Source organism: Streptomyces sp. LUP30, from assembly GCF_001746365.1.
Lineage (GTDB): Bacteria > Actinomycetota > Actinomycetes > Streptomycetales > Streptomycetaceae > Streptomyces.
In genome coordinates this window covers 1-525 of sequence record NZ_MJAJ01000131.1, presented here as the reverse complement: position 1 = coordinate 525, position 525 = coordinate 1, and the positions used below count along the sequence as shown (strand labels likewise).

Genomic DNA, 525 nt, shown 5'->3' with positions numbered 1-525 from the left:
GGTTCAGTGTTTGACGCTTCACAGCGGGTACCGGAATATCAACCGGTTATCCATCGACTACGCCTGTCGGCCTCGCCTTAGGTCCCGACTTACCCTGGGCAGATCAGCTTGACCCAGGAACCCTTAGTCAATCGGCGCACACGTTTCTCACGTGTGTATCGCTACTCATGCCTGCATTCTCACTCGTGAACCGTCCACAACTACCTTCCGGTGCTGCTTCACCCGGCACACGACGCTCCCCTACCCATCACGATCCCCGTTGGGGGTATATATCGCAATGACACGACTTCGGCGGTACGCTTGAGCCCCGCTACATTGTCGGCGCGGAATCACTAGACCAGTGAGCTATTACGCACTCTTTCAAGGGTGGCTGCTTCTAAGCCAACCTCCTGGTTGTCTCTGCGACTCCACATCCTTTCCCACTTAGCGTACGCTTAGGGGCCTTAGTCGATGCTCTGGGCTGTTTCCCTCTCGACCATGGAGCTTATCCCCCACAGTCTCACTGCCGCGCTCTCACTTACCGGC

Annotated in this window: 1 rRNA gene; it reads right to left on the bottom strand. The window is 56.8% G+C overall.

The annotated features are described in order from the left end of the window. Positions 1–525, bottom strand: a 23S ribosomal RNA gene (locus BG482_RS39965); the annotation flags it as partial.